20 protein-coding genes and 1 tRNA gene are annotated in these 18,551 nt (G+C 68.2%); 10 read left to right on the forward strand and 11 right to left on the reverse strand.

The features are described 5' to 3' along the window. Positions 1-69 precede the first annotated feature (69 nt). Entirely contained in the window at positions 70-987 is a 918-nt protein-coding gene (locus NGM10_RS12875; protein ID WP_253479398.1) for a DUF106 domain-containing protein, read from the forward strand. A 144-nt stretch (positions 988-1,131) separates the two neighbouring features. Here NGM10_RS12875 and NGM10_RS12880 read toward each other — a convergent pair whose 3' ends face one another. The 4 genes from NGM10_RS12880 to NGM10_RS12895 form a co-directional block, all read right to left on the reverse strand. Beyond that, positions 1,132-1,602 carry a DUF7384 family protein gene (locus NGM10_RS12880; protein ID WP_253479399.1) on the reverse strand — a complete coding sequence of 157 codons (471 nt, stop codon included), beginning with the start codon at positions 1,600-1,602 and terminating at the stop codon, positions 1,132-1,134. Continuing rightward, positions 1,589-1,753, reverse strand: coding sequence for a hypothetical protein (locus NGM10_RS12885; protein WP_253479400.1), 165 nt, complete (start codon positions 1,751-1,753; stop codon positions 1,589-1,591). Before NGM10_RS12885 ends, NGM10_RS12880 begins: the two co-directional genes overlap by 14 nt. A 68-nt stretch (positions 1,754-1,821) precedes the next feature. Continuing rightward, positions 1,822-3,636, reverse strand: a complete 1,815-nt coding sequence (locus NGM10_RS12890; RefSeq protein ID WP_253479401.1) for an LEA/WHy family protein — start codon at positions 3,634-3,636, stop codon at positions 1,822-1,824. A 124-nt stretch (positions 3,637-3,760) separates the two neighbouring features. Next, positions 3,761-4,597 carry an RAD55 family ATPase gene (locus tag NGM10_RS12895; RefSeq protein ID WP_253479402.1) on the reverse strand — a complete coding sequence of 279 codons (837 nt, stop codon included), beginning with the start codon at positions 4,595-4,597 and terminating at the stop codon, positions 3,761-3,763. 133 nt (positions 4,598-4,730) lie between these two features. Here NGM10_RS12895 and NGM10_RS12900 point away from each other — a divergent pair. Together NGM10_RS12900 and NGM10_RS12905 are read left to right on the forward strand one after the other, a co-directional pair. Continuing rightward, positions 4,731-4,815, forward strand: a tRNA-Leu gene (locus NGM10_RS12900). Between the two features lie 326 nt (positions 4,816-5,141). Next, entirely contained in the window at positions 5,142-5,675 is a 534-nt protein-coding gene (locus NGM10_RS12905) for a DUF5813 family protein (RefSeq protein WP_253479403.1), read from the forward strand. A 5-nt stretch (positions 5,676-5,680) separates the two neighbouring features. Here the strand turns inward: NGM10_RS12905 and NGM10_RS12910 are convergent, their stop codons facing one another. Both NGM10_RS12910 and NGM10_RS12915 read right to left on the reverse strand, forming a co-directional pair. Further along, positions 5,681-5,911 carry an Lrp/AsnC family transcriptional regulator gene (locus NGM10_RS12910; RefSeq protein ID WP_253479404.1) on the reverse strand — a complete coding sequence of 77 codons (231 nt, stop codon included), beginning with the start codon at positions 5,909-5,911 and terminating at the stop codon, positions 5,681-5,683. Between the two features lies 1 nt (position 5,912). Further along, complete coding sequence (locus tag NGM10_RS12915; RefSeq protein WP_253479405.1) at positions 5,913-6,617, reverse strand: potassium channel family protein; 705 nt, start codon at positions 6,615-6,617, stop codon at positions 5,913-5,915. An 83-nt stretch (positions 6,618-6,700) separates the two neighbouring features. On the opposite strand from NGM10_RS12915, the gene NGM10_RS12920 reads away from it, so the two are divergent. Beyond that, positions 6,701-6,931, forward strand: coding sequence for an Lrp/AsnC ligand binding domain-containing protein (locus NGM10_RS12920; RefSeq protein WP_253479406.1), 231 nt, complete (start codon positions 6,701-6,703; stop codon positions 6,929-6,931). A 175-nt stretch (positions 6,932-7,106) separates the two neighbouring features. Here the strand turns inward: NGM10_RS12920 and NGM10_RS12925 are convergent, their stop codons facing one another. Next, positions 7,107-8,183: a thiamine pyrophosphate-dependent dehydrogenase E1 component subunit alpha gene (locus tag NGM10_RS12925; protein ID WP_253479407.1), complete on the reverse strand. Its 1,077-nt coding sequence runs from the start codon at positions 8,181-8,183 to the stop codon at positions 7,107-7,109. Positions 8,184-8,397: 214 nt separating this feature from the next. On the opposite strand from NGM10_RS12925, the gene NGM10_RS12930 reads away from it, so the two are divergent. Next, positions 8,398-9,042, forward strand: a complete 645-nt coding sequence (locus NGM10_RS12930; RefSeq protein ID WP_253479408.1) for a helix-turn-helix domain-containing protein — start codon at positions 8,398-8,400, stop codon at positions 9,040-9,042. Positions 9,043-9,071: 29 nt separating this feature from the next. Here the strand turns inward: NGM10_RS12930 and NGM10_RS12935 are convergent, their stop codons facing one another. Beyond that, complete coding sequence (locus NGM10_RS12935) at positions 9,072-9,392, reverse strand: antibiotic biosynthesis monooxygenase family protein (RefSeq protein WP_253479409.1); 321 nt, start codon at positions 9,390-9,392, stop codon at positions 9,072-9,074. A gap of 177 nt (positions 9,393-9,569) precedes the next feature. On the opposite strand from NGM10_RS12935, the gene ddfA reads away from it, so the two are divergent. Both ddfA and NGM10_RS12945 read left to right on the forward strand, forming a co-directional pair. After that, positions 9,570-9,863: a DdfA family disk-determining factor gene (gene ddfA / locus NGM10_RS12940; RefSeq protein WP_253479410.1), complete on the forward strand. Its 294-nt coding sequence runs from the start codon at positions 9,570-9,572 to the stop codon at positions 9,861-9,863. 73 nt (positions 9,864-9,936) lie between these two features. Further along, positions 9,937-11,469: an amidohydrolase gene (locus NGM10_RS12945; RefSeq protein ID WP_253479411.1), complete on the forward strand. Its 1,533-nt coding sequence runs from the start codon at positions 9,937-9,939 to the stop codon at positions 11,467-11,469. 81 nt (positions 11,470-11,550) lie between these two features. Here NGM10_RS12945 and NGM10_RS12950 read toward each other — a convergent pair whose 3' ends face one another. Both NGM10_RS12950 and NGM10_RS12955 read right to left on the reverse strand, forming a co-directional pair. After that, positions 11,551-11,700: a hypothetical protein gene (locus tag NGM10_RS12950; protein ID WP_253479412.1), complete on the reverse strand. Its 150-nt coding sequence runs from the start codon at positions 11,698-11,700 to the stop codon at positions 11,551-11,553. A 9-nt stretch (positions 11,701-11,709) separates the two neighbouring features. Continuing rightward, positions 11,710-12,372 (reverse strand): hypothetical protein, encoded by a 663-nt coding sequence (locus NGM10_RS12955; RefSeq protein WP_253479413.1) that lies wholly within the window; start codon positions 12,370-12,372, stop codon positions 11,710-11,712. 279 nt (positions 12,373-12,651) lie between these two features. On the opposite strand from NGM10_RS12955, the gene nadA reads away from it, so the two are divergent. Genes nadA through nadC form a run of 3 tightly spaced genes read left to right on the forward strand, consistent with a single transcriptional unit; the run spans position 12,652 to position 16,128 of the window. After that, positions 12,652-13,776, forward strand: coding sequence for a quinolinate synthase NadA (nadA, locus tag NGM10_RS12960; RefSeq protein ID WP_253479415.1), 1,125 nt, complete (start codon positions 12,652-12,654; stop codon positions 13,774-13,776). Further along, complete coding sequence (locus NGM10_RS12965) at positions 13,773-15,329, forward strand: L-aspartate oxidase (protein WP_253479417.1); 1,557 nt, start codon at positions 13,773-13,775, stop codon at positions 15,327-15,329. The genes nadA and NGM10_RS12965 overlap by 4 nt, the downstream gene beginning before the upstream one ends. Then, positions 15,316-16,128: a carboxylating nicotinate-nucleotide diphosphorylase gene (gene nadC, locus NGM10_RS12970; protein WP_253479419.1), complete on the forward strand. Its 813-nt coding sequence runs from the start codon at positions 15,316-15,318 to the stop codon at positions 16,126-16,128. The genes NGM10_RS12965 and nadC overlap by 14 nt, the downstream gene beginning before the upstream one ends. A gap of 156 nt (positions 16,129-16,284) precedes the next feature. Here the strand turns inward: nadC and gpmI are convergent, their stop codons facing one another. Further along, positions 16,285-17,814, reverse strand: a complete 1,530-nt coding sequence (gpmI, locus tag NGM10_RS12975; RefSeq protein ID WP_253479421.1) for a 2,3-bisphosphoglycerate-independent phosphoglycerate mutase — start codon at positions 17,812-17,814, stop codon at positions 16,285-16,287. Between the last annotated feature and the right edge of the window lie 737 nt (positions 17,815-18,551).

An 18,551-nucleotide genomic window follows, 5' to 3' on the forward strand; every position in this document is an offset into this window, starting at 1 on the left:
CGGGTTCCGGCCCGCGAGGGGAGACGAATAGCGAAACTTGATTAACCGGGGGATTCCAAATCCGTGTCAATGGCACGGACCGCGGACAAGATAGAGTCGCTCATCGCCGACGACGGGGCGATGGCCGACGCGCTTGCGGTCGTCTACGACCGCACCGACGGCGGCTCCGAGCGAATCGAGTGGGCCGACGTGAACGACCAGCTCACGAGCGGCCAGTGGGGACGACTCATCGAGAAGGACGTTCTCGAAAGCGACGGCGACGAGTTCCGACTCGCCGACCCGAGCGCGGTCGAAGCCGCCCTCGAAGACGAACCGACGACGACCATCTCGACCGACACCGACGGCGACACCGACGTGGACATCGACGACGAGGAGTCGTCGTGGTCGAAGTGGGACAAGATGGCGGCGGTGGGCTCGGTCGGGCTGTTCCTCGGTTACTCGCAGGCGTCGGTGCGGAACGTCATCGGGAGCGCCGTCAACGTCCTCATCGGCCCCATCGAGGCTGTGTTGCCCTTCTACGTGGTCGTCTTGGTGCTGGCGCTCATCACGGGTCTGTACTCGACGCTGTTGCAGGCCAATCTGATGGACATGGAGAAGATGGGGGCCTACCAGCAACGGATGAAGGACATCCAGGAGAAGCGAAAGAAGGCCAAAGAGCGCGGCGACGACGAGGAGATGGAGCGCATCCGCGAGGAGCAGATGGACGCGATGGGCGACCAGCTCGGCATGTTCAAAGAGCAGTTCCGCCCGATGGTCTGGACGATGTTCCTCACCATCCCCGTGTTCCTCTGGATCTACTGGATGGTGCTCGACGGTCACGTCCCGGCCGACGAGACCACCATCGTCGCGCCGCTGGTCGGGGAGGCCAACTGGCGACAGGGCGTCGTGGGTCCGATGCAGCTGTGGATCGTCTGGTACTTCCTCTGCTCGATGGGATTCACCCAGCTCATCCGGAAGTCGCTGAACATCCAGACCACGCCGACGTAGTCGGCGTTTCTCTGCTCCGTCCGCGTTTCCCCGTTCCATCCTCGACCGTTTCGAATCGGACCGCGAGCGCCGTCCTCGGCGCTCGCGGTCCGAGCTAGACGGGCACGTCCCGGCTACTCACGCCGACGGATTACGGTTCGATACTCACGCCCGCGGGTCGCGGTCCGGCCCCGGGTACTCCCCGCCCTCGACGGCCTCGTACAGTCCCTCGGCGTCGAACATCCCGACGAACCCCGCGGGCGTCTTGACGCTCAGGTTCATCCGCGACCCCAGTGTGGCCCCGGCCTCCGCGCTCCGGAGGTCGTCGTCGTAACTCAGCAGGTGGGCCGCGCCCCCGCGGTACGCGCTCGCCAGCGCGGGGTGGTCGCCCGCCGGGTGTTCGACCCGGACCCGGAGGTTCTCGATCTTCTCGCGCCACGCGCCCGCCAAGTCGTCGTCGGCCAGTTCCCGGATCACGGCCTCGGCGTCGTCGAGCAGGTCGTCGCTGGCGACCAGTTCGACCCACGAGTGGGCGCGGGTCGTATCCAGCGCCTCGCGGGCCGCCCCGCCGACGAGCAGGTCGGCCGCCAGCACGTCGGCGTCGGCGACGATTCGGGCCGGATTATTCTCGGCCATCGCGACCCTCCCGTCGGTCGGCGTCGGCCGGTCCGTCGTCGCTCCCGCCAGCGTCGTCCCCGCGCTCGCGAACCGCGGCCAGCGCCTCGCGTACGGCGGCCTCGTCGGCGTCGTACGTGTCGGCGCGCTCGAAGAGGTCGGTCCAGTCCATGCCCGAGGGTGGGGCGCGGGCGGGGAAAAGTCCTCCTGCCTCTTTTTATTCTTTGCCGAAGGCGTCACCTACTCTCCGCCGAAGGCGTCGGTCTCGACGGTCCGCTCGTAGCTCATCTCGTCGAGTTCGACCGTGAACTCCTGCCCGGCGTACTCGACGACGACGTAGTAGGAGACCGAGACCGTAGAGCGCTCGCCGTTCGAGAGGTGCTCGACCCACCACTCGGGGATGCGGTCGTTCTCCAGATAGCCCGTGGCCTCGATTCCGCGGGTGGTCTTGCCGGGTATCGTGGTCCCGACCTCGCTCTCGTTGTCGGCCAGCACCACGTCGTTCGCGGTCACGTTGTAGCCGAACCGCTCGACGGTGAGCGGTTCGGCGCGCTCGTTGGTCACGTCGGCCTCGAAGTCCATCGGACTCCGGTCGGTCGTCGCCTCGCCCCACTCGGACGACGCGTTCTGGATGGTCGCTATCCGGTAGCCGCGGAACTCGACGCTCTGTTCTGTGCCGTCGAGCCCTCCGAGCATGTCGGTCTCGAACGTCTGGGTGCTGTCGGGGAGTTCGACCGGCACCTCGGCGAACCCGAGGTCGGCGGTCACGTCGGACTCGGTCCTCAGAGTCGTCTCCTCGCCCTCGTTGACGTGGGACGCCCACCACCGCTGGATGGTCTCGTCGTCGAGCGTGTTCTCGAACTCGAGTTCGTTGCGTCCGGGGTCGAGGACGGCCCGCTGGCCGTCCTCGACCGCGACCACGTCGTTGAGCGACACCCGGTAATCGGCGTCGAGCGCGAGTTCGCCCAGCGACGACTCGTTGCCGTTGGGGTTGTCCACGACGACTGTCGAGACGAACCGCGTGCCGTCGTCGGTCGGGGTCCAGTCGCGCTCGACCGACTCGACGGTCGGGGCCTCGAAGTCGAACTCCCCGCCGGAGTCGAGCTCGCGCGTGGTCGCGGTTCCGCCCCCGAGGATGTCGGTCTCGAAGGCGACGCGCTTGCTCATGAACGGGAGGTCGACCCGCCGGGTCCCGTCGTCTGTCTCGACCTCGGCGAACACCCGCACGTCGAGGGTGGTCTCCTCGTCGTTTCGCAGGTGGCTGACCCACCACTCGTCGAGTTTGGTGTTGTCGAGCGTGGAGTTCACCCGGATGGCGTCGGTCGACTCGCCCTCGATTCGGACCGCCTCGTCGGTCGTCCCCTCTGCGACCGTCACGTCGTTCATCGAGACGGTGTAGCCGATGGTGGCGAACTCGATGGCCTCCTCGTTGGGGTTGGTGACCGTGCCCGAGAACCGGAGGGGGGTCTCCTCGGCGGTCGCCTCGCCCCACGAGGCGTCGGTCTCCTCGACCGTCAGCAGGGTCCGGTCGCCCGCGGTCACCGACTCGCCCGACTCGCTGTCGAACGACGCGAGCATGTCGGTCTCGAACGTCCGGTCCTGACTCGGCAGGTCCCGCGAGAGCAGGGGCGCGTCGAGGCTCGGACGGACCGACACCGTGGTCTCCTCGCCGTTGTTGATGTGGCTCGCCCACCACGCGGGTATCTTCCCGTTGTCGATGGCGGTCCGGAGGTCGACCTCGTTACGGCCGGGCGGGATGGCGAGTCGGCCGCTGTCGCCCGACGCGACCGTCACGTCGTTCATCGCCACGTCGTAGGAGACTCCCGCGACGCCCGGAATACCGAACCGGTTGGGGTTGTCGACCACGACCCGGGTCTCGATGCCCGTGGTCTCGTTGGTGATCTCGCCCCACTCGTTGTCTATCGATTCGACGGTCGGGGCTTCGGGACTCACCACCCCGGTCGCGAGCGCCGCGCCAGCGCCGACGGTCGTGACGACCATCCCGACGACCACCGCGACCGCAACCTTCCCCAGCGTGCCTTCGAGGAGACTCACCGTGCCACCCCGATTCGCCGTTTACGTGCCATGGAGGGGCTTTGCGCGACGACCCGTAAGTAGTTTTCCCGCCCGGCGCGTCTGGAATTGTCGCCCGAGACGGCCCGGACCGACTGCGTCTCGGCTATCGTATCTTCCGGACGTTGCTGATGTCGAAGCCGCCCTCGTGTATCTCGGTCTCGAAGCGGATGATGTCCTCGGCCTCCAGCCGCGAGAGGACGCCGCGGAACTCTCTGACGAACATCACCCGGTCGCGCTCGCTCCCGCCGGTCTCCCACTCGAAGGCGATGGTGCCGTCGGCCGCGCCCATCAGGCTCCCCATCTCCTCGGCGGTGAGCGCGTCCTCGTTGACCAGCACCAGGATGAGGCCGTCCCAGTGCCGGGAGGCCTTCTGGAGGCCCTTGACCAGCAGGGAGATGTCGCTCCAGTCGAGGTGCTCGTCGGGGATGCGCGCGAGGTCGGTCAGCGAGTCGATCACGACGAGGTTGCCCTGAGCGTGGCGGTTGAAGTACTCGCCGAGCGCCTCCAGTACGTCCCGGCGGTCGCTGCCCTGCCCGAGGTCGGTGATGGTCTGAGTCCGGTGGGTGTACCACTCGGTGGGGATGGCCGACAGCTGGAAGTACTCCTTGCTCAGGTCCTCGAAGGTCACCGCCTCGACGCCCGCATCGACCAGCTCCTGGCTCATGGTGTAGGCGATCTCCCTACGGAGTTCGGCGGCGCTGTCGGTAAAGGAGACGTAGTGTATCTCGTCGGGCACCTCCGCGCGGTCGTCGACCTCGCCGTAGTGGAGGTCGAACTGCTCGGGGTCGGTGTGGGCGAGTCCGTTGACGGTCGCGCTGGTGAACAGGAACTCCCGGGCACCCGCACCGGCCTGCCCCGCCAGCAGGACCACGCTTCCCGGCGGGGCCCCGCCGCCGATGATGTCGTCGAGCCGAGAGACGCCGAAGGGGATTCGGTCCATGCGCTTCTCGTTTCGGGCGTCTCGGGCCGGGTGCTTGGCTCTTTCGTCTACGCGGAACCCGGAACGGACCGGCGGTCGACGCGACCTCCCGGACCGAAACCCACTTCTTGAAGACGCGACAACGTCGACCCGCGCGAGGGTTGCCCAGCCTGGCCAACGGCGGCGGGCTTAAGACCCGCTCGTGTAGACGTCCATGGGTTCGAATCCCATCCCTCGCATACGACCTTTTTATTGCGAGCGAGGGGTCGGCGTCGCCGACCCCTCGCTCGATAAAAAGCTCGACCAAAAAGCCTGCGCTCGTCCCTTCGGTCCTCGCTTGGCCCGCTCGCGTCGCTCGCGGTGGGTGACCGAGTGCGCGACCGCGCCGCAGACCGCGACCGCACTGCACCGCAGACCGCGACCGCACTGCACCGCAGACCGCGACCGCACTGCACCGCAGACCGCGACCGCACTGCACCGCAGACCGCGACCGCAGTCGAGTGAGTGACCGAGCGCGAACCGCAGTCGAAACCCACATCCTCCCGAACCGCCTACTCGACGCCAAATGACAGACGAGACCGTCGACCGAGCGTTCCGACAGCACCCCTCGTTCGAGAAGTCCGGTGAGGCCGAGTTCGAGTACACCGCGACGCCCTTCGAGGGCGTCGTCACCGTCTCGGATTCGGAAGACGCCGACGACGACGCGACCCGCGAGTACCGCGTGGTCGTCCGCGCCCCGGTCCTCGACGCGGTGGTCGAGGGCGAGACGGTCGCCGAGGTCGTTCGGTCGGGGTGGTTCGAGACGCTGGAGCGCCGACTCGCCGACGCCCACACCGTCACCCGAACCGAGAGCGCGAGTCCGCCCGACATTCGCCGAGCGGGCGAGGAGGTGGTCGTCGTGGTGACCTTTGCCCGCGAAGACCCCGAGTACGCCGCCGAGGACGCTCAGGCGGTCGTCGACTACGTCGAGGGGACGTGGGTGCAGGGCATCATCCCGGGGTACGACTACCGCGAACCCGCCGCGGGGCTGTTGGAGCGAGCGACCGAGAACTACGACGACGACGGCCAGACCGGGCCCTCGGGCGCGCCGCCGCTCTGAGCCGGTCAGTCCATCGCGATGTAGGTCTGTGTGTCCTCGACGCCCTCGACGTTCTGGATGCTGTCGGCCGCGATGGCCTTCACGTCGGCGGGCGACTCGACGTTTACCTTGGCGATGATGTCCACGTCGCCCGCGACGATGTGGGCGTCGGCCACGCCGTCGATGTCGAGTATCTCGTTCTTGAGCCTGTCCGCCTCGCCCGTGTTCGCCTTTACCATGACGTATGCCGTGACCATGTCAGTCGCCTCCTGTGTCTGGGGTCATCTCGGCCGCGTCGTCGCGCGCGGCGTCGCCGACCAGAATCCGGCGCACGTCCTCCAGCACCTCGAAGTCGGCCAGCACCGCGACCCGGTCGCCGACCCCCAGCGAGTCGTCCGGGAGCGGGATGCCCATCGGCTCGTCGGCCTTGCCGAACGCCAGGACCCGGGCGTTGGCCGGAATCGAGAGCTCGCTGATGGAGTAGCCCTTGACCGGCGACTCGTCGGTGATGGTGAGTTCGACCACCTGTAGGTTCTGGGCGATGTCGGCGATGGCGCGGATGTTGCCCCCGAGCAGGGCGTTCTTCGCGCCGATGGCCCCGAGTCGCTCGGGGTAGACCACCTCGTCGACGTCGCTCGCGAACTTCCGGTAGATGTCCTCGCGGTAGTCCTCGTCGATTCGCAGGACCGTCCGACAGCCGTAGTGTTTCGCGACCATGCACGCCGCGAAGTTGACGTTGAGGTCGCCGGTCAGCCCGCCGAGCGCGTCGGCGGCTTCGAGGTCGGCCCGCATCAGGACCTCCTCGCTCGCCCCGTCGCCCTCGATGACCTCGAAGTCGTCGTTGCGGGCGCGCTCGGCCTTGTTGGCGTCGCGCTCGACGAGCACGACCTCGTGGCCTTCCTCGCGGAGGACGCGGGCGGTCCGCAGTCCTACCCGACCTGAACCAATGATAACGAATCGCATGGTACTACGTTACGCGGGAGGCCTTGAATAACTTTTCTCCGCCCCAAAGGCTTTTCTCGTGTGGTAGAGAATCACACGGTACGATGGTTCACGCGTTCGTCATGGTGAAAACCGCCGCAGGCCGGTCCGAGGACCTCATCGACTCGGTCCGCTCGCTCGACCGCATCTCCGAAGCCCACATCGTCGCGGGCGACTTCGACATCATCGCCGAGGCCGAGGCCGACGAAGTGTACGACGTCCTCCACGCCGCCTCCTCCGACATCTCCGGGATGGAGGGCGTCGCCGACACCAAGACCTACATGGCGCTCGACTGAGGTCGCCCGCGAGCGTCTTCGGACGCGACGCGTCCGAAGACGCTCGCAGGCGTCCGGGCCTCACATGCGTCCGGGCCTCACATGCGTCCGGGCCTCACATGCGTCCGGGCCTCACATGCGCCCGGTCCGGTCCCGCCCCGGCGCGGCCGAGCGCCGCGGCGCTCGGCCGCGCCGTTCAGTGGTCCAACTCCTGCACGTCGCGGTCGGCGATGAACGAGTCGAGCCACGCCTTCTGTTTCTGGAGGTTCGGGGGGAGGTCGGCGTACACCCGGTCGAACACGTCGTGGGGGTCGGCGTCCTCGACCGACTCGGCGCGCTCGACCGCCTCGTCGAGTTCGGCGTCGGCCTCCTGCTCGACCTCCGCGACGAACTCGTCGTCGAGGGCGTCCTGCTCGCGGAGGTACGCCTCGTAGCGGTCGAGGGGGTCTGCGGTCCGCCACTCGGGCAGCTCCCGGCGGGTCTCCTCGTACTGGCTCGGGTCGTCGCTCGTGGTGTGGGCACCCTGCCGGTACGTCAGGCTCTCGACCAGCACCGGGTCGCCGCTCCGGGCGCTGTCGAGCGCCTCGCTCACGGTCTCGCGGACCGCGAGGGGGTCGTTGCCGTCGACCTGCACGCCCTCGAAGCCGTAGGCGTCGGCCTTCACCGCGATGGAGTCGCTGGCGGTCTGCTTGTGGCGGGGGAGGCTGATGGCCCACTCGTTGTTCTCGCAGAAGAAGACCACCGGCGCGTCGAACACGCCAGCGAAGTTCAGCCCCTCGTGGAAGTCGCCCTCGCTGGTCGCGCCGTCCCCGAAGTAACACAGCGCGGCGGCGTCGGTCGCGTCCCCCTCGCCGCTCTCTTTCACGCTCTTCTCGTAGTTCATCGCCATCCCCGCGCCCGCGGCGTGGGGTATCTGGGTGGCGATGGGGACCGCCTGCGGGAAGTTGGGCACGTCGTGGCCCGACTCGAACTCCGGGCGGCCCCGCCGGAACAGGAGGATGTCGCTCATCGGCACGTCGCGGGCGATCTGCATCGCGTTCGACCGGTAGGTCGGGAAGAGCCAGTCCTCCTCGTCGAGCGCCGCGGCCGCGCCCACCTGCGAGCCCTCCTGTCCCTTGTACGGGGGCCAACTGCTCATCCAGCCCCTGCGCTGGAGCGCCAGCGCGCGCTCGTCGAACGCCCGCGCTCGGACCATGTCGCGGTACACCTCGCGCGCCTGCTCGGGAGAGAAGGAGGTCTCCGACAGGTCGCGCTCGCCGATGATGCGGTTCATGCGAGGCGGCTTCTCCCGCCCGGCGCATAGTGGTTCCGGAACCGGCACGCCGGGGCGACCGCGTCGCCCCGGCGTGCGAGAGTGCTCAGCGTGGGAGGGCGCTCGGCGCGAACCCGCGCTCGACGCGAACCCGGCGTGGGGCGACTCCGTCGGAGGGACTCCGACGGAGTCGCCGTCCCCAACGAACTTGGTTGCGCGCGTCGAACCGCACACGATGAGCGTCATCGCGGAGTTGGCGGTCCCCGTCGATGACTTCCCCCTCGGGCGGGCGCTGGCGGCGACCCCGGAGATGCGGGTCGAACTGGAGCGGATCGTTCCGACCGGAAACGGCGTCCTGCCGTTCTTCTGGGTGTGGGGAGACGACGTGGACGCGTTCGTCGAATCGGTCCGGGACAACCCCGGCATCGACCGGCTCACCGTCCTCGACCGGGTGGACGGCGGCGCGCTCGTCCAGGCGGTCTGGACCGACGAACCGGGCCTGATAGGCGGCATCCTCGCGTCGGAGGCCACCCTGCTGGAGGTGCGACGACGGGACGGCGTCTGGCTGTTCCGGCTCCGGTCGCCCGACCACGAGGCGGTCGCCGGGCTCCAGCGCTACTGCGCCGACCACGGCGTCGACCTCCGGCTGAACTGGATTCACACCCTCTCGGAGTTCGAGGCGGGCGAGCAGTACGGCCTGACCGACGACCAGCGCCGGACGCTACTGGCGGCGTTCGAGGCGGGCTACTTCGACGACCCGCGGGGGACGACCCTCGAAGAACTGGCCGACGAGTTCGAGGTCTCGCCCCGGGCGGTCTCCAAGCGCCTCCGTCGCGGACTCAGAAATCTGGTCGATTCCGCGCTCGTCGGCGAGCGGTGAAACGACGGGATTTTCGGCTGGTGGGCGCGCTACTCGGAGGCGTCTCCGGCGTCCTCGAAGCCGCTTCCGTACGTCTCGACGACCTCCGTGACGGTGACCTCGTACGCGTCGTACCACTCCGTCCAGCGGTTCTTCGCCGCGCGATGCTTCGAGTCCTCGGCGAACGAATCGAGCGCGTCGAGCGTCTCCCACCGGTAGATGACGAGGACCTCGTCGCTGTCCGGGTCGTTCCACGTGTGCTTTCCGAGATACCCGTCGGTCGATTCGGCGGTGGCCTCGATGGCGTCGTTCAGGTCGTGGAACTCCTCGTCGTACTCCCCCGGGTCGAGCCGAAACGTGACGAGATACATCCTATCCACTCACTCGCGCCGACGCTCAAGACGGTTCCCATCCGCGGGCGGCAGGCTCCCGATGGACCGGCCCATATAAACCCGTTCACCAGCGAACCGTCGGTAGTACCCCGGTCGGGACCGAACCTCGGGCGAGGACTTCGTCCGGGGCGTTCGTGCTCCGGTAGCACGCCATCCATGATAGAGAAGAGATCTACAGTTTCGAGCAACGAGACACGACAATACGAGGTCGAGAGCGGAGCGCGGGTGAGCGAGACGGTGGTCGAAGCCGTCTCGGCCGCCTCGAACCTCGACCCCGCCGCGATGGACCCGCTCGCCGAGTCCGTGGACCCCGACGCGCTCGATGCACTGTTCGCCGACCGATACGACGGGACGCCCCGTCTCGGAGGTGTCGTGCGGTTCTCCTTCTCCGGATACGACGTGACCGTGACCGACGGCCGACTCGTCTCGGTATCTAGCGCGACCCAGTAGTACGGCACCGCGCCGCGCTCGGTCGCCCGCCGGTTCCCCAACGGTTATCGCCTCTCCCCCGCACACCTCGCGTATGACAGCGGTTGCCGACCTCGTACTCACGAACGCGCAAGTCCACACGCTCGACGAGTCCGACGCCACCGCGGAGGCGGTCGCGGTCCGGGACGGCGATATCGTCCGGGTCGACGACGCCTACGAAGTCGACTTCCTGGCGGGCGTCGAGACCGAGGTCCTCGACCTCGGCGGGCGGGTCGTCCTCCCGGGGTTCGTCGACGCCCACACCCACCTCCAGCACCTCGGGCGGTCGCTGGTCCACGCCGACCTCTCGGCGGCCGATTCGCCCGGCGACTGCACCGACCTGCTGGCCGACGCCGCCGAGGGCGACCGCGAGTGGATACTCGGGTTCGGCTACGACGAGAGCTCGTGGGACGACGCTCGATACCTCACCCGAGAGGACCTCGACGCGGTCTCCGAGGAGCACCCGGTCGCGGCGTTCCGCGAGGACATGCACATCGCGGCGGTCAACTCCGCGGCGCTCGACCGGTACGTCGACGAGATGCCCGACGGCGACGTGAAGACGGACGGCGGCGAACCGACCGGCGTCATCGTCGAGGAGGCGGTGGACGTGATCTACGACGCCATCGAACCCGACGCCGAGGAGATGCGCGAACTCCTCGACGCCGCCCAGCGCGAGGCCCACCGGAAGGGCGTCACCGGCGTCCACGACATGGTCCGCCAGTCGCGCGCGCCCGAGGTCTACCGCCAGATGGAACTCGACGGCGACCTCGAACTCCGGGTCCGAATCAACTACTGGTCGGACCACCTCGACGCCCTGACGGAGGTCGGCCTCCGGACCGACCACGGGAGCGAGTTCGTGCGGATGGGCGGCGTCAAGACCTTCACCGACGGGAGCTTCGGCGGTCGGACCGCGAAGCTCTCGGAACCCTACGCCGACGCCGAGGGCGAGACGGGCCAGTGGGTGGTCGACCCCGAGGAACTCCGCGAGTTCGTCGCCGAGGCCGACGGTGCCGGATTCCAGGTCACCGCCCACGCCATCGGCGACGAGGCGGTCCGCGAAGTACTGGCGGCCTACGCCGGCACCGACGACCCCGGAGCGGCGCGCCACCGCGTCGAACACGCCGAACTCGCCGACGACGAGGCGGTCGAGCGGTTCGCCGAGTCGGGCGTCGTGGCGTCGGTCCAGCCCAACTTCCTCAAGTGGGCCCGCGAGGGCGGCCTCTACGACGACCGAATCGGTAGCGAGCGCCGCGAGCGGTCGAACCGATTCGCCGACCTGCTGGAGGCGGGCGCGCCCCTCGCGTTCGGGAGCGACTGCATGCCGCTGGACCCCCTGTTCGGCGTCCACCAGACGGTCAACGCGCCCGAACCCCGCCAGCGCCTCTCGGTCACCGACGCGCTCCGGGCCTACACCCGCGGGGCGGCCTACGCGGGCTCCGACGAGGACCGCCTCGGCACCGTCGAGACCGGCAAGAAGGCTGACTTCACGGTGCTGGAGCGGTCGCCGTGGGACCACTCCGACGACATCGAGAACATCGACGTTGCGATGACCGTCGTCGACGGCGACGTGGTGTACGACAATAGATAGCCGTGTGAGACCTGCCGTCTAAATTCTGCGTGGCTCACTATCAGACGCGTCCGGTTCCGTCAATTCTCTTCGGTTCAGAAGCTACGAGTCTTCGTCACTGGATTCACCGCTCTTGTTTATCCTGAGCGTCCGGTATCGGGTCCCGTCTTCACTTGTGGCATCCGCTTCGGAAACCGATTTATCCCCGGGACTCGACTTATCTCCGGAACTCGACTCGGCGGTGTCTGTCATTGCCGTAATCTATGGTCGCGAGAGGGTTAAATACTTCCCCGTTAAGATGTACCACGCAACGGCAACTGCAAGTAGCGTTGTCCCGACGAGACCTGCCCAGTCCACCTGTTTCGTGAAATCGCCGAGATGGAGTATGCCAGCAGTAGACAGAAAGAGGACGCCGACGAGTAGAAAATAGAGTGTTCGGCGGAAACGCCGCGAATTCACTTCTATTACTCGCTTGTTTTCCTCTATTATCTCGCCGTACGACCCAAGGACGCGCTGAACATGAGTGCGGAAATCGGTTTCATCGGATTCGCTGAGATAGTACCCGACTGTGTAATCGAGTCCGACCCGAAATCTGCTACTGAGGTACGTCACAATCGCGGCACCCATAGCGACCAACAGACTGAGGATTCCAAGCGTGAACGCGATTTCGGTCGGAACCGTTGTAGTACTGATCTCGATTCCATCTAGATTCGAGACGAGTGACAGAACTGAAAACACGAGTCCGACGAGAATACCAACCAATCGAGTGATATGCTCTGCTTTATTATCGATACCATTTATTATCGATATTTGAGTATCTATCGCCCGTTCCAGTCGGTCCGCGGCGTCGAGATACGGGTCCGACTCATCCGGCTCACTGGTCGGTTCTGGACGTCCATCAGAGTCGCTCGTCACTTCTATCACTACAACGGAAGGAGTAGGTGTTCTTGAAAGTGACTATTCTTAGGTATTTACACTGCCTCATAATTACTGGCTTGTACCTCCGTGCTATCACTCGTTGCTCGTGAATCTGTTATCCTGAACGGTCGGAATCGGCCGGGGAGGGCCGAGGAATCTCTCGACTTCGTACACGGATGGACATCGACCCCAGAAACCAATTCACTAGCGGCCTATGAAGAGAAAATATTTTCAATACCGGATACCGACGGCTAGAACAATCGAAGGTGGCAATTCGTGCCAAAAATGGAAACAGCCGACATCGAGACCGACCTCAGCCTCTTCAAGTACGATAATCTGGAGCAGTTGCCCGACGCCTACCGGGACCTCGACGAGGCCGAGCGCGCCGACCGAATCGCGGCTGCGAAGGCCGAGTTGGGCGACGACCTCGTGATACTGGGACACAACTACCAGCGGCGGGAGATAGTCGAGCACGCCGACTTCGTGGGCGACTCATACCAGTTGAGCGTCGAGGCCGCCGAGGCCGACGCGCCATTCGTCGTCTTCGGCGGCGTGACGTTCATGGCCGAGTCGGCCGACATCATCACCGACGACGACCAGACCGTGGTACTGCCCTCGATGGAGGCGTCGTGTCCGATGGCGGGGATGGCCGAGGCCCTGCAGGTCGACGCCGCGTGGGCCGAGATAACCGCGGCCGCGCCCGGCGCCGACATCGTCCCGGTCACGTACATGAACTCCTACGCCGACCTGAAGGCCTTCTGCGCCGAGCAGGGCGGCGCGGTCTGCACGTCCTCGAACGCCCACGACGTGTTCGAGTGGGCGCTCGACCGGGGTGACAAGGTCCTGTTCCTCCCCGATAAGCACCTCGGGGAGAACACCGCCCACCGGCTCGGGATGGCCGACGAAATCGCCGAGTGGGACCCGTGGGACCCCGAGGGCAAGGACGCCGAGGAGGTCGCCGACAGCGACATCATTCTGTGGGACGGCTACTGTCAGGTCCACGAGCGGTTCCGCGCCGACCACGTCGCCGAGATTCGCGAGACGTACGACGACGCGAACGTCATCGTCCACCCCGAGTGCCGCCGGGAGGTCGTGGAAGCCGCCGACGTGGCCGGGAGCACCGCGACCATCTGCGAGACGGTGGCCGACGCCGACCCCGGCGAGACGTGGGCAATCGGCACCGAAATCCACCTCACGAACCACCTCCAGCGGTGGCACCCCGAGGTGAACGTCGTGGCCCTCTGCGGCGACGCGTGCATGGACTGCAACGCGATGCGCCAGATCGACCCGAACTACCTGACGTGGGTGCTCGAAGAACTGGTCGCGGGCCGAGAGCGGAACGTCATCGAGGTGCCGCCCCGCGAGGCCGAACTCGCGAGCGTGGCGATGGAGCGGATGCTGGAGATATGACCGCGAGTGACTCGTCCCCCGACCCGACCGAGACCGACGTGCTGGTCGTCGGGAGCGGCATCGCCGGGTGTGCGGCCGCGCTCGCGGCCGCACGCGAGGGCGCGGACGTGCTAGTCGTCACGAAAGCGACCCGGCCAGAGGAGACGACCTCCCACTGGGCGCAGGGCGGAATCGCCACCGCGCGCTCGGACCCCGAGTCGTTCGCGGCGGACGTGCTGGCCGCGAGCGCCGACACCGCCGACCCCGACGCGGTCGAGGTGCTGGTCGGGAACGCCCGCGAGGCGGTCGAGGACGTGCTGGTCGAGACCCTCGACGTGCCCTTCGACCGCGCTGGCGACGAGAACGCGGGCGAGGCCGACTTCGACTACGGTCGGGAGGCCGCCCATTCGAAACCGCGAATCCTCCACGTCGACGCCAGCACCGGCGAGCACGTCCTCGGACCCTTCTTGGCCCACCTCGGCGACCGCGAGCGCGTGACGATTCGGGAGGACACCGCCGCGCTCGACCTGCTGACCCACGAGGGGCGAGTCCACGGCGCGGTCGTCGAGCGGGACGGCGAGACGGACGCGATTTTCGCGGGGTCGACCGTCCTCGCCACCGGGGGTATCGGCGCGCTCTACGGCACCTCCACCAACCCCGACACCGCGACCGGGGACGGCATCGCCATGGCCGCCCTCGCGGGCGCGACCGTCGAGGATATGGCCTACGTCCAGTTCCACCCCACGGCCTACGCGGGCGACGAGCCCTTCCTCGTGAGCGAGGCGGTCCGGGGCGAGGGCGCGGTCCTGCGCAACGCCGAGGGCGAGCGGTTCATGCCCGACTACCACGACGACGCCGAACTCGCCCCGCGGGACGTGGTCGCGCGGGCGGTCGCCGACGAGCGCGAGGCGACCGGCCGGGTCGTGCTGGACGTCTCGCCCCTCGACTTCGCCGGGGAGTTCCCGGACCTCGCAGGGAAATGCGAGGCCCGCGGCGTCGACTGGCGAGAGGGGATTCCGGTCGAACCCAGCGAGCACTTCCTCTGTGGCGGGATTTCGGTCGACGACCGGGGCCGGACCGACCTCGACCGGCTGTTCGCGGTGGGCGAGTGCGCCCGGACCGGCGTCCACGGCGCGAATCGCCTCGCCTCCACGAGCCTGCTGGAGGGGCTGGTCTGGGGCCTGCGCGCCGGGGCGTCGGCCGCCGAGGCGGCGGCCACGGGCCTCGACCACGAGCGCGTCGAAATCCCGGACCTCCGGGACAGCGACCCCGCCCTGCCCGACCGCTTCGCCGACGAGAAGTTCGCCCGACTGCGCCGTGTGATGGACGAAAACGTCGGGATTCGTCGGACGCCCGAGGACCTCCGGCGCGCGACCGCGGCCCTCCGGCGGCTCAAGGGCGAGGTCGACGCCTACACGCGGACCCGGACGAGCCGGAGCCTCTACGAGCTCCGGAGCGCCAGCGTGGTCGCCCTGCTGGTCGTCCGGTCGGCGATGGACGCAGAGCCGGTGGGCTGTCACGCGCTCGCAACCGAAGACGAGTCCGAAGGGGTGTCAGCGAATGCGAGCGACTGACCGGCAGGTCGAGGCGTGGCTGCGGGAGGACGTGGGCCACCGCGACGTGACCAACCTCGTGCCGGGCGAGACGACCGGCCGCCTCGTCGCGAAGGAGGCGGGCGTGGCGGCGGGACTCGACGCCGCGAAGGCGGTCTTCGAGTACCTCGACGTGGCGGTCGAGACGCTCGCCGACGCGGGCGACCGAATCGCGCCGGGCGACGCGGTGCTGGCAGTCGAGGGGCCCGCCGAATCGGTCCTCCGGGGCGAGCGCGTCGCGGTCAATATCGCGGGCCACGCCTCGGGGGTGGCGACGAAGACCCGGCGGGCTGTCGAGGCGGCCCGCGAGGTCAGCGACGCTGTCGAGATCGCCGCCACGCGCAAGACCACGCCCGGTCTGCGAGGAGTGGAGAAGCGCGCCGTCGCGGCTGGCGGCGGGGACACCCACCGGCTCACCCTCTCGGGGATGGTGATGGTCAAGGACAACCACGTCGCCGAGATGGGCCTGGAGGCGGCGGTCCGGCGCTTCCGCGAGCAGAAGTCGTTCGCCACGAAACTGGAGGTCGAGGTCGAGTCGCCCGCCGACGCCCCGCGGGCCGCCGAGGCCGGGGCCGACATCGTGCTGTTAGATAACATGCCCCCCGCGGAAGTCCGCGAGGGCGTCGAACGCCTCCCGGAGGGGGTGCTGGCGGAGGCCAGCGGGGGAATCGGGATTGCTGACGTGTCCGACTACGCGGCGACCGGCGTCGACGTGGTCTCGATGGGGTCGCTGACCCACTCCGCGCCGAGTCTGGACCTGTCGTTCCGGACCGGGGAGTAGGCCCTCCGGGGCGTTCCGCGAGCGTCGGTCGGCCGTCTCGTCGGGGACGCGAGCGCTCGCCGAGCGCTCGCGTCCCCCCGCGAGAAGGGACGGGAAGGGGCCTCGCGACGAGCGCGAGGATTCCGCTCGCGGCCGTCAGAATCGGCCGCGACCGAGCTACTCCAGCAGTGTCCGGCCGGTCATCGCCGCGGGCTGGTCGACCCCGACGAGTCCGAGGAGGGTCGGCGCGACGTCGCACAGCGACCCGCCCTCACGGACGCGGAGACCCCCGTCGTCGCCCTCGGGCGAGCGGTAGACGACGGGGACGGGGTTGTAGGTGTGGGCGGTGTGGGGGTCGGCGGGCGTCCCCATGTCGTCGGCGTTGCCGTGGTCGGCGGTGACGAGGACGTGGCCGCCCGCCGACTCGACGGCCGCCACGAGTCGGCCGAGCTGGGCGTCCACGGCCTCGACGGCCTCGACCGCGGCGTCGAAGTCGCCGGTGTGGCCCACCATGTCGGGGTTGGCGTAGTTGAGGACCAGCACGTCGGGGTCGTCCGACTCGACGACCGCGACGGCGGTGTCGGTGACCTCCTCGGCACTCATCTCGGGCTTCAGGTCGTAGGTCGGCACGTCGGGCGACTCGACGATTTCCCGGCGCTCGCCGTCGAACTCCACCTCCCGGCCGCCGTTGAGGAAGTAGGTGACGTGGGCGTACTTCTCGGACTCGGCGATGCGGAGTTGCGTGAGTCCCTCGTCGGCGAGGACCTCCCCCAGCACGTCCTCGGGCTGGTGGGGCGGGAACGCCACCGGCAGGTCGAACGTCTCGTCGTACTGGGTCAGCGTGGTGAGGTGGATGTCCGGCGGAGTCGTCTCGATGCCCTCGGCCGCCCAGTCGCCGGGCCGGATGTCTGCGAGCATCCGGGTGAGCTGGCGGGCGCGGTCGGCCCGGAAGTTGAAGAAGACGGCCGCGTCGCCGTCTGAGAGGGCAGGACCGCCCTCGACGAGCGTCGGCTCGACGAACTCGTCGGTGTCGCCCCGGTCGTAGCTCTCCTCGACCGCCTCGACCGCCGAATCGGCCTCGTGGTCGGCCTCGCGCTCGACGATGGCGTCGTAGGCCCGCTTCGTCCGCTCCCAGTTCCGGTCGCGGTCCATCGCGTAGTACCGCCCCGAGACGGTCGCCACGTCGCCGGTCCCCTCGCGGTCGACGATTTCCTGCAAGTCGGCGAGGAACCCCGCGCCGCTCTTCGGCGGGGTGTCCCGGCCGTCGGTGAACGCGTGGGTCACGGCGTCGACGCCCCGCTCGGCGGCCAGCTCGACGAGCGCGTAGAGGTGCTTCTGGTCGGAGTGGACGCCGCCCTCGCTGACCAGTCCCACGAAGTGGACGCGCCCGTCGTTGTCGGTCGCGTAGTCGAACGCGGCGTCGATGGCGTCGTTGTCGCCCAACTCGCCCGCCTCGATGGCGTCGGAGATGCGGGTGTACTCCTGCTTGACCACCCGGCCCGCGCCGATGTTGAGGTGGCCGACCTCGCTGTTGCCCATCTGGCCCTCGGGCAGACCCACGCGGCGGCCCGACACCGTGAGGGTGCCGTACGCGCCGGTCTCGGCCAGTCGGTCGAAGTTCGGCGTGTCGGCGGCCTCGATGGCGTTGCGTCCTCCGTCTTCGCTTCCTAACCCCCAGCCGTCGAGGATTATCAGCGCGGCCTTCATGGGTGGACCGTGGACGCCTCGGCGTAACTACCCTTCGGCTTGGTGCTACGTAGAGACTGTGTAGATTCGAGTTCCGTGAGTCGAGTAGCCGCGATGTAGACACCGAAAGCCCCCGGCCGCTCGCTACGAACCGTTGGGGCAGACGGAACGACGACCAGTTAGAAAGCCCCCGGCCGCTCGCGGTCGCTCAGCGACATATCGCCGCAAACCGCGCGGCGATAGAGGTCGCTGAGGCGACTAAACTGAACGCGAGCGACCGGCCCCTTTCAGTCCCGCCCGCGGTTGATTGGTCCGCTGGCAGACCTCCGGTGGGAACATCCCGGCGCGCGCTGGTGCGGGCCGTGGTTTGGCCCGCACCAAGGCGCGCGAGGGACGAGCATCACAGCGACCGAAGGGAGCGAGAAGCGCAGTCGGTTGGGGAGGATGTGGCCTGCGGTTGCGGTGCTGTCGGCCGGACTGAAAGGGGCCGCCCGCTCGCGGCCGAAGGCCATGGTCGTCTGCGCGGGCCAGTATCTCCGCGGCGGGCGGTGCGGAGAGCCGCGGAGATATCCCGCGTCAGCGACCGCGAGCGGGCGGGGGCTTTCTGGGCGTTCTCGGTTTTGAAAGTCGTAGTTCGTAGCGAGCGAGCGGGGGCTTTCTGGGCGTTCGCTTCAGAGGACTCCGAACCGACGACGAGACTCCGACCACCCTCGCGCCGAACCCGACCCTTTTTCCGGACCTCACGCGAACCCCTCGCG

The sequence above is a fragment of the Halorussus salilacus genome (assembly GCF_024138125.1).
Classification (GTDB): domain Archaea; phylum Halobacteriota; class Halobacteria; order Halobacteriales; family Haladaptataceae; genus Halorussus; species Halorussus salilacus.